15 protein-coding genes are annotated in these 13,841 nt (G+C 72.2%); 9 read left to right on the forward strand and 6 right to left on the reverse strand.

Going from position 1 to position 13,841, the window contains the following annotated elements:
• Window positions 1–20: 20 nt before the first annotated feature.
• Together CP983_RS30635 and CP983_RS30640 are read left to right on the forward strand one after the other, a co-directional pair.
• Window positions 21–563, forward strand: coding sequence for a SigE family RNA polymerase sigma factor (locus CP983_RS30635; protein WP_126904192.1), 543 nt, complete (start codon window positions 21–23; stop codon window positions 561–563).
• The gene (locus tag CP983_RS30640; protein ID WP_150503146.1) at window positions 560–1,399 is read left to right on the forward strand and encodes a hypothetical protein; all 840 of its coding nucleotides are present in this window, start codon (window positions 560–562) and stop codon (window positions 1,397–1,399) included. Before CP983_RS30635 ends, CP983_RS30640 begins: the two co-directional genes overlap by 4 nt.
• Before the next feature lie 62 nt (window positions 1,400–1,461).
• Here the strand turns inward: CP983_RS30640 and CP983_RS30645 are convergent, their stop codons facing one another.
• Window positions 1,462–2,094 (reverse strand): response regulator transcription factor, encoded by a 633-nt coding sequence (locus tag CP983_RS30645; RefSeq protein WP_107907366.1) that lies wholly within the window; start codon window positions 2,092–2,094, stop codon window positions 1,462–1,464.
• Between the two features lie 443 nt (window positions 2,095–2,537).
• Here CP983_RS30645 and CP983_RS30650 point away from each other — a divergent pair, with 443 nt between their 5' ends.
• A complete protein-coding gene (locus tag CP983_RS30650) occupies window positions 2,538–2,996 on the forward strand; it encodes an SRPBCC family protein (RefSeq protein WP_229914736.1) in 459 nt (152 codons plus the stop codon).
• A 226-nt stretch (window positions 2,997–3,222) separates the two neighbouring features.
• Here the strand turns inward: CP983_RS30650 and CP983_RS30655 are convergent, their stop codons facing one another.
• Window positions 3,223–4,443 carry a sensor histidine kinase gene (locus CP983_RS30655; RefSeq protein WP_150503150.1) on the reverse strand — a complete coding sequence of 407 codons (1,221 nt, stop codon included), beginning with the start codon at window positions 4,441–4,443 and terminating at the stop codon, window positions 3,223–3,225.
• A gap of 302 nt (window positions 4,444–4,745) precedes the next feature.
• Between CP983_RS30655 and CP983_RS30660 the strand changes: the two genes are divergently transcribed.
• The 3 genes from CP983_RS30660 to CP983_RS30670 are packed head-to-tail and all read left to right on the forward strand — an operon-like array spanning window position 4,746 to window position 7,660.
• Window positions 4,746–5,603: a MaoC/PaaZ C-terminal domain-containing protein gene (locus CP983_RS30660; RefSeq protein ID WP_150503152.1), complete on the forward strand. Its 858-nt coding sequence runs from the start codon at window positions 4,746–4,748 to the stop codon at window positions 5,601–5,603.
• Window positions 5,604–5,632: 29 nt separating this feature from the next.
• Window positions 5,633–6,709 carry a Zn-dependent alcohol dehydrogenase gene (locus tag CP983_RS30665; protein WP_150503153.1) on the forward strand — a complete coding sequence of 359 codons (1,077 nt, stop codon included), beginning with the start codon at window positions 5,633–5,635 and terminating at the stop codon, window positions 6,707–6,709.
• Between the two features lie 12 nt (window positions 6,710–6,721).
• The gene (locus CP983_RS30670; protein WP_125528870.1) at window positions 6,722–7,660 is read left to right on the forward strand and encodes a 3-oxoacyl-ACP reductase; all 939 of its coding nucleotides are present in this window, start codon (window positions 6,722–6,724) and stop codon (window positions 7,658–7,660) included.
• A gap of 60 nt (window positions 7,661–7,720) precedes the next feature.
• Here the strand turns inward: CP983_RS30670 and CP983_RS44125 are convergent, their stop codons facing one another.
• Both CP983_RS44125 and CP983_RS30675 read right to left on the reverse strand, forming a co-directional pair.
• Window positions 7,721–7,873 carry a hypothetical protein gene (locus CP983_RS44125; protein ID WP_167537785.1) on the reverse strand — a complete coding sequence of 51 codons (153 nt, stop codon included), beginning with the start codon at window positions 7,871–7,873 and terminating at the stop codon, window positions 7,721–7,723.
• Between the two features lie 96 nt (window positions 7,874–7,969).
• Window positions 7,970–9,184: a hypothetical protein gene (locus CP983_RS30675; protein WP_150503155.1), complete on the reverse strand. Its 1,215-nt coding sequence runs from the start codon at window positions 9,182–9,184 to the stop codon at window positions 7,970–7,972.
• A gap of 222 nt (window positions 9,185–9,406) precedes the next feature.
• Here CP983_RS30675 and CP983_RS30680 point away from each other — a divergent pair, with 222 nt between their 5' ends.
• From CP983_RS30680 to CP983_RS30690, 3 genes are read left to right on the forward strand one after another with little or no spacing between them, the layout of a single operon-like run.
• The gene (locus CP983_RS30680; protein WP_150503157.1) at window positions 9,407–10,264 is read left to right on the forward strand and encodes a Nif3-like dinuclear metal center hexameric protein; all 858 of its coding nucleotides are present in this window, start codon (window positions 9,407–9,409) and stop codon (window positions 10,262–10,264) included.
• On the forward strand, window positions 10,261–11,004 hold the full coding sequence (locus tag CP983_RS30685; protein ID WP_125528875.1) for a zinc ribbon domain-containing protein: 744 nt from the start codon (window positions 10,261–10,263) through the stop codon (window positions 11,002–11,004). Before CP983_RS30680 ends, CP983_RS30685 begins: the two co-directional genes overlap by 4 nt.
• Before the next feature lie 38 nt (window positions 11,005–11,042).
• Window positions 11,043–12,356 (forward strand): bifunctional RNase H/acid phosphatase, encoded by a 1,314-nt coding sequence (locus CP983_RS30690; RefSeq protein WP_150503159.1) that lies wholly within the window; start codon window positions 11,043–11,045, stop codon window positions 12,354–12,356.
• Here CP983_RS30690 and eda read toward each other — a convergent pair.
• Window positions 12,339–12,962, reverse strand: a complete 624-nt coding sequence (gene eda, locus CP983_RS30695) for a bifunctional 4-hydroxy-2-oxoglutarate aldolase/2-dehydro-3-deoxy-phosphogluconate aldolase (RefSeq protein ID WP_150503161.1) — start codon at window positions 12,960–12,962, stop codon at window positions 12,339–12,341. The genes CP983_RS30690 and eda overlap by 18 nt on opposite strands.
• A gap of 73 nt (window positions 12,963–13,035) precedes the next feature.
• On the reverse strand, window positions 13,036–13,818 hold the full coding sequence (yaaA, locus tag CP983_RS30700; protein WP_150503163.1) for a peroxide stress protein YaaA: 783 nt from the start codon (window positions 13,816–13,818) through the stop codon (window positions 13,036–13,038).
• Window positions 13,819–13,841: the final 23 nt, after the last annotated feature.

The raw sequence follows: 13,841 nt of genomic DNA on the forward strand, positions 1-13,841 counted from the left end.
GAATATCTAGGGAGGTGCCCATGGGGGATCGCAAGGCGGCTCGGGACTCGGAGTTCCAGAGCTTTGTCATCGGCCGCTGGCCACGCCTGCTGCGGACGGCATTTCTCCTCACGGGGGAACAGCACGCGGCGGAGGACCTGGTCCAGTCGACGCTCGAACAGGTCTATGTGGCCTGGCGCAGGGTCGGCTCGGCCGACGACCCGGAGGCTTATGTACGGCGCGTGATGATCAACGCGCACGCACGCAAGCACCGCAGAAGGCTCAGGGAGTTCCTGGCGCCCAAGGACGACTCGGGACTGGCGCGCGAGGTGCCGGACACCGGCGACCGCATCGCCCAGGCCGAGGACCGCGACGCGTTGCTCACGGCACTGGCCCAACTGCCGCCACGGCAGCGCGAGGCGGTGGTCCTGCGCTACTGGGAGGACCTGACCGAGACACAGACGGCGGAGGCGATGGGCTGTTCCGTCGGCGCGGTGAAGAGCAACGCGGCCAAGGGGATCGCGAAACTCCGCGCCATACCGGGACTGGCCGAGATGGTGACGCAGGGAGGACGCAGCCGATGAGCGCGGACCGGGAGACGAACCACGGCATGACCAGCCACGACATGACCCACACGGACATCGCCCTGCTGCTGGCCGACGCCGCGGACGAGGTCGAGATCGGTATAGCCCCCTACGACGCGGTCCTTCGGGGCGGCCGCCGCCGCAGGGCCCGCCGCTGGGCCGTGGCCACGGCGACGGCCCTGGTGCTGGTGGGCTCGGCGGGCACGCTCGCGGTGGCGGGCATCCCGGGCGGGGACGGCGACCGGGGCGCCACACTGGCGACCAGCCCGCCCACCGAACCGGCGCCGGACGTGCGCACACCCGCGCGGACCCTGCTCGCGCTGGGGACCGACGCCGGCAAGGACTGGCGGGTGTACCTCGACGTCTGGGAGGCGCCGCGCAACGAGCGCGAGGCACGGGAGGAGCGGGGCGCGATGGCCGAGTTCGGGCACATCCCGTCGGACCTGCGCGATGCCTCCGACCTGATCGGCAGGAGCTCGTACTTCGTGCGGCGCGAGTACGGGGACGCGACGAGCGACCAGGTGCTGATCGAGGACGCCTTCACCGCGGAGGACAACATGTCCGGCAAGGACATCGAGGCCGTCTCGGTACCCCTGGAGCCGGGTTCCGGGAGCGGCCCGGAGCGACTGGTCGTGGGCCAGGTCGCGGTGACCGCCCGCAGCGTCAGCTGCACCTGGCAGGACGGCTCGAAGACCGAGGTCCCCGTGGTGTCCGAGGCGGGTGACTACAACAGCGACGACTTCGTGATCCGCCCGGCGGACGGCTCCCCGGTGAACTGGTTCGTGTGCCTCGCCCCCAAGGGGACGGAGTACAAGTCGGTGGCGGTGACGAGGTAGGCGGCGGTGCCGAGTAGGGGGAGCGGCTCGACTCGGCTCGCCGGCAGGGGCGGCTCCCGGGGTCAGAGCCACCCCTGCTGGCGGGCCTCCCGCAGCGCCTCCATCCGGTTGCGGGTGCCCGTCTTGCCGATGGCGGAGGAGAGGTAGTTGCGGACGGTGGACTCGGACAGATGGAGCTTGCCGGCGATGTCGGCGACCGTCGCGCCCTCCGTCGAGGCGTTGAGGACGTCGCGTTCACGGGCGGTGAGCGGATTGGGGCCGGCGCTCAGGGCGGCCGCGGCGAGGGCGGGGTCGATCACCGTCTCACCGGTGAGCACCCGGCGTACGGCGACGGCGAGTTCCTCGACGGGGCCGTCCTTGACCAGGAAGCCGGCGGCGCCCGCCTCCATGGCCCGGCGCAGATAGCCGGGGCGGCCGAACGTCGTCAGGATCAGCACCCGGCAGTCGGGGACCTGGTCGCGCAGCTCGGCCGCGGCGTCGAGGCCGCTGAGACCGGGGAGTTCGATGTCGAGAAGGGCGACGTCGGGGCGGTGGGTGAGAGCGGCGTCCACGATGGTGTCACCGGCCGAGACCTGCGCCACGACCGTGATGTCCGGCTCCATCCCGAGCAGTAAGGCGAGAGCTCCGCGCATCATCCCCTGGTCCTCGGCCAGCAGAACCCGAATGGACTTGGTGGGCCGATGATCCCGCGGCATCTCGTTCACGGGCCAAGCGTAGGACGCACAGGGCTGATACGGACCTCAGGGTCACCACGCAAAAGCGGGCTGCTCTCCTGACGATTCCGCGCGGCGCGGCAACTGAGGTATTCGCTTTCGGCAGGGTCTGGAAAGGAGTGGAGATGACTCTTGGAAACGTTGACGCTCTTCCGATCTTCATGAGGTCTGGGCTGTCTGCCGCAGGTAGCGGCCGTTGCGGGCGCGGGCTGGTGGCGTCGTCGCCAGTCGGACGGCGAGCGGAGTCCACGCCATGGCCTGCGGCCTCCGTCTGATCTTCGTTCGGCCACACGTCACGCGATGATCAACGGTTGCCGTACCTGTCTTCACGTTGCCCCTGACCAGCAAGATCGCGGCCTATGGCTGGGGTACTTAGGATGGGTGCGGTAGTCAATCTCGACGCCTTCGGTTGGAGGAGGTTCGTGATGACGCACGATGGCGGGCTGAGACTGCATCTGCAGCGTGTCTTCCGCGCACGGCGCCCGGTCGTATTCCGAGCCTTGACCGAACCGCTGGAACTCACCAAGTGGTGGGGACCTGACGGATTCGTCATCACCAGTGTGGAAAGCGACCTTCGGCCGGGAGGTGGTTATCGGATCGCGATGCAGCCTCCGGAAGGCGATCTGTTCTACCTGGTGGGGGAGTTCCTTGAGGTCGACCCTCCGGCACGTCTGTCCTACACCTTCCGGTGGGAGGATCCCGATCCCGAGGATCGGGAGACGGTGGTGACGCTGTCGCTTCGCGACATCGGTGGTACACGGGCTGAGTTGGCCATCAGCCAGGGCGACTTCGCCACCGAGCGGCGCCAAGCGCTCCACGTGGAGGGCTGGACGCAGAGCCTCAACAAGCTGGAGGAGCTGATGTCGTCGGCTGCGCCGGCCTGAGATCCTGCCGCAGGGGAGCGGCCCCGCCGGTGTCCGCGCCTGTCTTCATATCGCCCTGACCAGCAAGATTGCGATCTACCGCTGGAGTACTAGGGGGCGGGACTCCGTGAGCGACGGCGGGTGCGGGGCGTGGGGGCTGGTCGCGCGGTTCCCCGCGCCCCTGAGGTCGGCTCCGGCGTCGCCTGCTCACCCCGCGAGGCTTCGACGCGCAACCCCGGCGGCCGGCTCAACCCACCGGACTGCCCACACCCACCTCGACCCGCTCCTCCACCAACCCCCGCGCCTCCACCGGCAATTCCGCCGTCACCACGAACCCCTCACGCGGCCCACTCCCCGCCGTCAGCGTGCCCCCGGCCGCAGCCAGACGCTCCGTCAGCCCCTTCAGCCCGGTGCCGGCACCAGCACCAGCACCAGCACCAGCACCGATGCCGCTCCCGGCGCCCCGCTGCCCGCCGCCACCCCCGTCATCCGTCACGGTCAGCCGAACCCGCTCCCCACCACTGCCCGCCACGACGATCTCGCACCGCGCCGCGCCACTGTGCCGGACGACGTTCGTGACCGCCTCCCGCACCACCCACCCCAACAGCGCCTCGGTCTGCGGTACGAGCGGCGATCCCGAGCGGCGTACGACGGGCTCGATCCCGGCGGCCCGCAGGGCCGACTCCGCGCGGTCCAGCTCGTCGCGCAAGGTGCCCTGCCGGTACCCCGTGACGGCCTCACGGATCTCGGTCAGCGCCTGCCTGCCGACCGCCTCGATGTCGTTGAGCTGCGCCTGCGCCGCCGCCACGTCCCCCTCGGCGAGCCGCCGCGCCGCCTCCGACTTCACCACGATCACCGACAGCGTGTGGCCGAGCAGGTCGTGCAGGTCCCGGGAGAACCGCAGCCGCTCCTCCTCCACCGCACGCCGGGCCAGCTCCTCGCGGGCCGTGCGCAGCTGCCGTACCGCCTCCGACAGGGACAGGATCGCCGCCGTCACCATCGTCGAGATCCACGTGGCGTACGCGATGTCGAGGCCGCCCCAGCCGTCGTGGAACACGGAGACTCCGCCCGCCAGCACCCCCACGACCAGGCCGACCGGACGCAGCTGCGGCATCCGCACGGCCGCGCCCGTGGCCAGCCCGAGCAGCGGGAAGAACAGCAGCCAGTTGCCGCCGTACGCCAGCGCCAGCGCGCAGGTGACCAGGCCCAGCAGCGCCAGTGCCACCCGGGTCGAGGTCGCCTCGCGCGTTTCCTTCGCGAAGGAGCGGAACGACACGTAGACGTAGAGCGAGTTGAAGGTCAGCAGCCCGAGCCCGCCGATCCACGGATCAGGGGTCTCCCCCTGGAACAGGTTGGAGAAGGCGCCCATGCCCATCAGCAGCCAGGGCAGCAGACTGAAGCCGTTGGGGCTCCGCTCGTCCCTGAACGTCTCGCACGAGGTCCCGCGGGTCTTGCGCAACCAGGCCATGCCCTGCCCCCTGTCGGATGAGAACCGATGACACCGACGGTACGGACCCGGGGCGCCGCGCGGCAGTGGCGGCCGTACGCGATACGGCAGGACAAATGTCACCGCGCGCCGATCCGGCGAACCCGATCTGATGCCGCGTCAGGAGCCTTCACAACTGCGGTGCGCTCGGCTATACAGAGGTCGCCGGACTGGAACGCGTTCTAGAACGGCCCGTGACGACCTCGGTGCGGCCGACGGTGCGGACGGCCGTACCGAGGTCTTGCTCCGCCACTCGCAGGAACTCCGCAAATGTCAGGAGCCGTATGCCCATCGACGCAGCCAAGGCCCTCGCCGCCGAACCCCGGACCGGCGAGATCTCCTGGAACTCCAAGGACGTCCAGCTCTACCACCTCGGCATCGGCGCCGGCCTGCCCGCCACCGACCCCGACGAACTGCGGTACACCCTGGAGTCCCGGCTGCACGTCCTGCCGAGCTTCGCCACCGTCGCCGGCTCCGGATCGCCCGGCGTGATCAGCGGCCTGTCCATGCCCGGCATCGAGGTCGACCTCGCCCGCGTCCTGCACGGCGGCCAGAGCATCGTGCTGCACCGGCCCATCCCCGCGACGGGCACCGCCACCGCGACCAACCGGATCGCCGCCGTCTACGACAAGGGCAAGGCGGCCGTCCTCGTGCTGCGCACCGAGGTGTCCGACGCCGACGGCCCGTTGTGGACGAACGACTCCCAGATCTTCATCAAGGGCGAGGGCGGCTGGGGCGGCGACCGGGGTCCCTCGGCCCGACTCGAACCCCCCGCCGGCGATCCGGAACGGACCGTCGAGCGCTCCGTCCGCGAGGACCAGGCCCTGCTCTACCGCCTCTCCGGCGACTGGAACCCGCTGCACGCCGACCCGGAGTTCGCCAAGGTCGCCGGTTTCGAGCGGCCCATCCTGCACGGTCTGTGCACCTACGGCATGACCCTCAAGGCGGTCGTCGACACGCTGCTCGGCGGCGATGTGACCCGGGTGCGCTCGTACGTCACCCGGTTCGCCGGGGTCGTGTACCCGGGGGAGACCCTGCGGATCCGCATGTGGCCCGGCGAGGGTTCCGTGCGGGTCGCCGTGAGCGCGGTCGAGCGGGACGACGCGCCCGTCCTCGCCGACACCGTCGTCGAACACACCTGAGCCCGTACGCCCTGGAGGGGAGCCGCACCATGCGCGCAGCCGTACTGCACGAGATCGGCCAGGACAAGCTGGAGGTCCTCGACGACGTCGAGGCGGTGGGCTTCGGCCCCGGGAAGGTGCGGGTCCGGGTGCGGGCCACCGGACTGTGTCACTCCGACCTGTCCGCGATGAACGGCGTCCTGCCCCAGCCCGCGCCCTTCGTCCCCGGACACGAGGGAGCGGGCGAGATCCTCGACGTCGGGGAGGGCGTACGGAACCTCAAGCCGGGCGACCGGGTCGTGCTGTGCTGGCTGCCCGCCTGCGGCGCCTGCCCCGCGTGCAAGCGCGGCCAGACCGAGCTGTGCCTGGCCGGGTTCATGAACGCCGGCACCCCCAACTTCAAGCGCCCCGGCGGTGACCTGTTCGGCTTCGCCGGTACCGGCACCTTCACCGAGGAGGTCGTGGTCGACGCGGGCTGCGCGGTGCCGATCCCCGATGACGTGCCCTTCGACATCGCGGCCCTGATCGGCTGCGGCGTCACCACCGGGCTCGGCGCGGCCCTCAACACCGCCGATCTGGAGGCCGGTTCGTCGGTCGCCGTCATCGGCTGCGGGGGCGTGGGCATCTCGGCGATCCAGGGCGCCAGGCTCAGGGGTGCCGCCGAGATAGTCGCTGTCGACCCGGTCGCCTCCCGCCGGGAGGCCGCGCTGAGGTTCGGCGCCACCAGCGCCGTCTCCCCGGACGAGCTGGCCGACGCCAAACAGCAGGTCACCGCTGGTGAGGGCTTCGACTACGTCTTCGAGGTCGTCGGCAGGTCCGCCACCGCCCGCACGGCCTATGAGAACACCCGGCGCGGCGGCACCCTCGTCGTCGTGGGCGCCGGCGCCATGGACGACTTCCTCCAGCTCAACATGTTCGAGCTGTTCTTCGACGAGAAGCGCATCCTGCCGTCCATGTACGGCGGCGGTGACGTGCTGCGTTCCTACGAGCGGACGATCGCGCTGTGGCGCGCGGGCCGTATCGACCTGGACGGCCTGATCACCCACCGGGTGCCGCTGGCCGAGATCAACGAGGCCCTGGACCAGATGCGCACGGGCACCGCGCTGCGTACCTGCATCGAGATCTGACGGGGGTATCTCGTGTCGTTGCCACTGGAAGGACTGTCCGCCGTCGTGACCGGTGCCGGCCGGGGCCTGGGCCGGGCCGAGGCGCTCGAACTCGCCCGGCTCGGCGCCGCCGTGGTCGTCAACGACTTCGGGCAGCCGGGCCGGGACGGATCGGGCGAGGCCTCCGCCGCTCCCGCGGAGGAGGTCGCCGCCGAGATCCGCGCGGCGGGCGGGAAGGCGCTGTCCCACACCGGAGACGTGGCGGACTTCCGGCAGGCCGGGGAACTGATCCGGCTGGCGATCGCCGAGTTCGGGAAGCTGGACGTCCTCGTCAACAACGCGGGCATCCTGCGCGACCGCATGGTCTTCTCCATGACCGAGGAGGAGTGGGACTCGGTGATCCGGGTCCACCTCAAGGGCCACTTCAACACGACCCACTTCGCCGCCGCACACTGGCGGGAGCGCTCCAAGGCTGCGGGCGGGGCGGTGTACGGGCGGATCGTGAACACCTCCTCGGAGGCGTTCCTCGCCGGATCCGCCGGTCAGCCCAACTACGCGGCGGCCAAGGGCGGCATCGTCGGCCTCACCACCTCCACCGCCCTCGCGCTCGCCAAGTACGGCGTCACCGCGAACGCCATCTGCCCGCGTGCCCGCACCCGGATGACCGAGGACGTCTTCGCGGGCCTGGAGCGGCCCGAGGGCGGGCTCGACCCGCTCGCCCCCGAGCATGTCGCCCCGCTCGTCGGCTATCTGGCGTCCCCGGCCGCCGCGCGCGTCAACGGGCAGCTGCTCGTCGTGCACGGCGGCATGGTCGCCGTCGTCGAACGGCCGCGGGTGGCCGCCAAGTTCGACAGCAAGCAGGACACCTTCACCTACGACGAGCTCGACGCGCTGCTGACCGCGCACTACGCGCAGCAGCCGGCGGGGGAGACGTTCGCGGCGGCCGAGGTGCTCGGCCTGAAACGGGGCTAGGCAGGCGAAAGGCCCTGCTCCTCCGTGAGGAACAGGGCCTTTGCCGTGGCTCGCGCGGCGTCAGGCCGCCTGCTCGGTCTCCTCGACCGGCTTGCGGTGACGGCCGCGAGGGGCCGTCTCGCTGTCCTGGCCCGAGACCGGGCCGCGGTGCCTGCCGTGGCCGGCGGACTCCTGGACGTCGGACGACGACTGGGTCGTGCTGGCGTTGCTCATCGGTACAGCTCACCCCGTAAACATGATCCTTCTAACAGCCGGGCGAGTTTAACCGGCCCACCACGGGCCCGATCCAGGCGGCCACGCCAACCGGCACTACTTCGTTACAAGACCGCCCAACGGCGCCTGCTGCAACGGAACGGGCCGGGGTGTGACGGGACCCGGAGGGTCCGTTTCCGCGCCCGTGGAAGCAGCCGATTCCGCCGCCGATGCCGCCGTCCCCGGCCCTGCGTCCACGGCACCCCGCACCCCCGCGGCCTCCACCCGGGCCACCCCGCACGGCACCTCCTCGGTGGCGTACGGCAGTTGCAGCACCCCCTCCCGCGTCCACAGCCCGGCACCCGCCAGCCACCCCTCGGGCGCCGCGAGATGCCGCAGCTGCCGCTCGGCGGGCCGCCACACCGCGACCCAGCCGGCGAGCGGCCCGTCGATGCGCAGCGCCACCCCGCAGCTCTCCGGCGTCAGCACCTGCCCCGGCTGGATCGCGAACGGCGTCACCACGCACTCCGGCATCCGCAGGCACTCCGGGAAGCGCACCGGCAGGGTGCTGCCCAGCACCCCCCAGCCCAACCGTTCCTGCCCGGGCGAGGGCGCGTCCGAGCGGATCAGCAGCAGCCCGCTGTCCGGGTCGGCGAGCAGCACCCGGTCGTCGCTGTCGGCCGTGATCTGCAACAGCGGCGACACCTCGCCGCCCCGCTCCAGATCGACCACCACGGCCTTGGTACGGCCCTCCGACTCCCGGTCGAGGGCCAGCATCCGCCCCTCCCGGTCCAGCCACACCCCGCCCGAGCAGCGCCCCGGGGTCCGCGCCACGTGCTCCGGCCCGAAGGCGCCGCCCGCCACCAGCCACACCGTGCTGGAGCTCGGGCCCACCGCGAGGGCGTACGCCTTGTCGCCGCCCGGTGCCGGCGGCAGCATCCGCAGCCGGGTCCCCTCCTGCGGGCACTGGACCGCGCCCAGCGCGAGCTCGCCGGTGCCGGGCCCGGTCGGATACAGCAGCGAGAAGACGTGCCGGCCGTCGGTCGGGCGGTGGATGAGGACCCGCCCGTCGCCCATCGGCTGCACCTCGGTGCCGGGCTCCTCCGGCTGATGCGAGGGCAGCGGCACCGCGTACGGCTCGGGGCCGTCCAGGGTCCAGCGCTCCGGGAACCAGCAGTCGCCGTCGAGGGCGAGACGGGCGGCGTAGGAACCGTCCGCCGTGATGGTGCATTCCGTACGAGGCGCGTCGCCGCCCTCGTCCGCCGCCACGGGCGGTGGGGATCCCTCCTCCTCGAACGGGGTCGAGAGCTCAGGGGACGCACTGGCCGTCATGGTCCGGTCACCTCCGGTGACGAAGCTAGTTTTCGCACGCACAGGCGTGGGACCGGGGACGTTCCGCTTCACACAAAGGGATGGCAGAGGAACGATTCGCCTGAGGAAACAGGGGGGTGTGTGCTGAGCGGAGCGGCCGGTGCGCGGGGGCCGGGCGGCGGGGCGGGCGAGCGGCTCCGGCGCCGGTACATCCGCGGGGACCAGCCAGGTAGCCTTGCCCTCGTGCCCCGTCTGTCTGAAGTCATCGCCGCGCTGGAGAACCTGTGGCCCGCCGAACGGGCCGAGTCCTGGGACGCGGTCGGCACCGTCGTGGGCGACCCCGACCAGGAGGTCTCCCGGGTCCTGTTCGCCGTCGACCCGGTCCAGGAGATCGTGGACGAGGCGGTGAAGCTGGACGCCGACCTGCTGGTCACCCACCACCCGCTCTACCTCCGCGGTACGACGACGGTCGCGGCCTCCACCTTCAAGGGCCGCGTCGTGCACACCCTGATCAAGAACGACATCGCCCTGCACGTGGCGCACACCAACGCCGACACCGCCGACCCCGGAGTCAGCGACGCCCTGGCCGGGGCGCTGGACCTGCGCGTCGTCGGCCCGCTGGTGCCGGACGCGGCGGACCCGTCGGGCCGCCGTGGTCTGGGCCGTATCTGCGAGCTGGACCACCCGCTCACCGTGCGCGAGCTCGCTCTGAAAGCCGCCGAGCGGCTGCCCGCCACCGCGCAGGGCATCCGCGTCGCCGGCGACCCCGAGGCGACCGTCCGCACCATCGCCGTCAGCGGCGGCTCCGGCGACAGCCTCTTCGACCAGGTGCGGGCCGCCGGCGTCGACGCCTTCCTCACCGCGGACCTGCGCCACCACCCGGTCTCCGAGGCCCGCGCCCACAGTCCTCTCGCGCTGCTCGACGCGGCGCACTGGGCCACCGAATGGCCCTGGTGCGAGCTGGCGGCCACCCAGCTCGACGAGATCTCCGACCGCAACGGATGGGGACTGCGCGTCCACGTCTCCGACACGGTCACCGACCCCTGGACCGCCCACGCGGCGTCCAACCCGCCCACTAGAACCACGGGAGCCCCCAACTGAACGCCGCGCCGGCCGACCAGATCCGACTCCTCGACGTCCAGGCCCTCGACGTCCGCCTCCAGCAGCTCGCGCACCGGCGGAAGTCGCTGCCCGAGCACGCCGAGATCGAGTCGCTGACCAAGGACCACACCCAGCTGCGCGACCTGCTCGTTGCCGCGCAGACCGAGGAGAGCGACACCGCCCGCGAGCAGACCAAGGCCGAGCAGGACGTGGACCAGGTGCGCCAGCGCGCCGCCCGCGACCAGCAGCGCCTCGACTCCGGCGCCGTCACCTCCCCGAAGGACCTGGAGAACCTCCAGCACGAGATCACCTCCCTCGCCAAGCGGCAGGGCGACCTGGAGGACGTCGTCCTGGAGGTCATGGAGCGCCGCGAGTCCGCGCAGGAGCGGGTCGCCGAGCTGACCGAGCGGGTCGGCGCGGTCCAGGGCAAGGTCGACGACGCGACCGCCCGCCGGGACGCCTCCTTCGAGGAGATCGACGGCGAGGTCGCCTCGGTCACCAAGGAGCGCGAGGTCATGGCCGGTTCGGTCCCCGCGGACCTGCTGGGGCTCTACGACAAGCTCCGCGCGCAGCAGGGCGGCATCGGCGCGGCCAAGCTGTACCAGCGCACCTGCCAGGGCTGCCGCCAGGAGCTCGCCATCACCGAGCTGAGCGAGGTCCGCGCGGCCGCGCCCGACACGGTGGTGCGCTGCGAGAACTGCCGCCGGATCCTGGTGCGCACGGCGGAGTCCGGTCTGTAGGACCCGGTAGGCAAGGGGCTCGGTAAGGGGCGTTGATCGTGCGGGAGTTCATCGTCGAGGCCGACGGCGGGTCACGGGGCAACCCGGGGCCCGCGGGCTACGGCTCGGTCGTCATCGACGCGACCACGGGGCAGACGCTGGCCGAGGCCGCCGAGTACATCGGCGTCGCCACGAACAACGTCGCCGAGTACCGCGGCCTCGTCGCGGGCTTGCGCGCCGCGCACGAACTCGACCCGACGGCCACGGTGCACGTCCGCATGGACTCCAAGCTGGTCATCGAGCAGATGTCGGGCCGCTGGAAGATCAAGCACCCCGACATGAAGCCGCTGGCCTTCGAGGCGTCGAAGGTCTTCCCGGCGCCCCAGGTGACGTACGAGTGGATCCCCCGGGAGCAGAACAAGCACGCGGACCGGCTGGCCAACGAGGCGATGGATGCCGGGAAGCGGGGGGAGCAGTGGAGCGCGTCGGCCTCCACGGCGGAGTTGGAGGCGGCTGACGCGCGGGCCGCGCGGGCGGTCGCCGAGCCGAAGCCGGCCGGCCCGCCCGGAGATGCTGCTGCGGGCGCGGCCCGGGCGCGTGCGGCGCTGGCGGACGGGCGCGCCGATACGGCCCCCTCCGCAACCTCCGCCAAGTCCGAGGCCCCCGCCCCCGCCAAGGCCGAAGCCGATGTACGCGCCGCGCGGACCGTCGCCGCGCCCTCCACCGGCTGGGGTCCCGCCGACATGGGGGCGCCCGCCACCTTCGTGCTGCTGCGGCACGGGGAAACACCTCTGACGCCCCAGAAGCGATTCTCCGGGAGCGGCGGGACCGACCCCTCCCTCTCCGACGTCGGCCGCGAGCAGGCCGAGCGGGTCGGCGCCGCCCTCGCCAGGCGCGGCACGGTCCAGGCCGTCGTGGCGTCGCCGCTCACCCGTACCCGGGAGACCGCCGGCATCGTCGCGGCCCACCTCGGCCTGGACGTGACCGTCGACGACGGCCTGCGCGAGACGGACTTCGGCGCCTGGGAGGGCCTCACCTTCGGCGAGGTCCGCGAGCGCTACGCCGACGACCTGGGCGCCTGGCTGGCCGACCCCGAGGCCCGCCCGACCGGCGACGGCGAGAGCTTCGCGGCCACCGCGACCCGGATCGCCGCCACCCGCGACAAGCTGGTCGCGGCGTACGCGGGCCGCACGGTCCTCCTCGTCAGCCACGTCACGCCGATCAAGACGTTCGTACGCCTCGCCCTGGGCGCCCCGCCCGAGTCCCTGTTCCGCATGGAACTCTCGGCGGCCTCCCTCTCGGCGGTCGCGTACTACGCCGACGGCAACGCCAGCGTCCGCCTCTTCAACGACACCTCACACCTGCGCCCGTAGCCCCGCCGCTTCCCGGGCCAGCGCCTCGACGCGCCCCCAGTCCCGCGCGGCGACCGCGTCCGCCGGGAGCATCCAACTGCCGCCCACACAGCCGACGTTGGGCAGCGCGAGATAGTCGGGCGCGGTAGTCGGACCGATCCCGCCCGTGGGACAGAACCGGGCCTGCGGCAACGGCCCGTTCAGCGACTTGAGATACGCCGTGCCGCCCGCCGCCTCGGCCGGGAAGAACTTCATCTCCCGCACCCCGCGCTCCAGCAGTGCCACCACCTCGGACGTGGTCGACACCCCCGGCAGATACGGCACCCCGGAGGCCCGCATGGCCTCCAGCAGCAGGTCCGTCCAGCCGGGGCTCACCAGAAAACGCGCCCCCGCCGTGACGGCCAGCTTCACCTGCTCCGGCGTGATCACCGTGCCCGCGCCGACCACCGCGTCCGGCACCGCGTCCGCGACGGCACCGATCGCCTCCAGCGCGGCCGGCGTCCGCAACGTCACCTCGATCGCGGGCAGCCCGCCCGCGACCAGCGCCCGGGCCAGCGGTACGGCGTCGGAGGGATCGTCGATCACGACCACGGGGACGACGGGCGCGAGATCCAGGACTGAGGTCATGGCCTCATCCTGCCCACGAGATGCAGCCTGCGCAAAGGGCGTTGCGCAGGCTGCAATAGGAGGGGTGGGCCGGTCAGTGGATCTCGTCCACCAGCACGTCCAGCGTCCACGCCTTCCCGGCCCTGGCCGGCGCCTCCACCTCGACCTCGTACCCGAGGTCCCGCAGCGCCTCCACCAGCTCCGCCGGCCCCTGGGGCACGGCACCCGCCGTCAGCAGGCTCCGTACGATCCGCCCCTTGGTCGCCTTGTTGAAGTGGCTGACGACCTTCCGCGTCGGCGCGTGCAGCACCCGTACCGAAGCCGTCCGCCCGGCCACCTCGCCCTTCGGCTTCCACGCCGCCGCGTACGCCGACGACCGCAGGTCCAGCACCAGCCCGTCCCCGGCCGCCTCGGGCAGCACGTCCGCCATCGGCGCCCGCCAGTGCGTCCCGAGCGCCCCGAGGCCCGGCAACTTCACGCCCATCGAGCAGCGGTAGGAGGGGATGCGGTCGTTGACGCGCACCGCGCCCCACAGCCCCGAGAACACGAGCAGCGACCGGGTCGCCCGGCGCTTCGCCGCGGCGTCCAGCGACGCCAGGTCCAGGGCGTCGTACAGCACCCCGGTGTAGATCTCCCCGGCCGGCCGCGCGCCCGCCGTCGGCAGCCCGGCGTTCTTCGCGACCTCGCCCCGCAGGCCCTCGCTCAGCCCGAGCACGTCCCGCGCCTTGTCCTCGTCACCGGCACACAGCTCGACCAGCTCCCGCAGCACCGCCTCCCGGGCCTCGCCCAGCCCCGGCAGGGACAGCGACTCCAGCTTCAGCGGCGCACCACGACCGGACGAGGCCTTGCCTTCGGACGGCGGCAACAGGACAAGCACACGTACTCCCTCACTCGAACTCC

Origin of the sequence: Streptomyces chartreusis (genome assembly GCF_008704715.1) — a bacterium.
GTDB classification, from domain to species: domain Bacteria; phylum Actinomycetota; class Actinomycetes; order Streptomycetales; family Streptomycetaceae; genus Streptomyces; species Streptomyces chartreusis.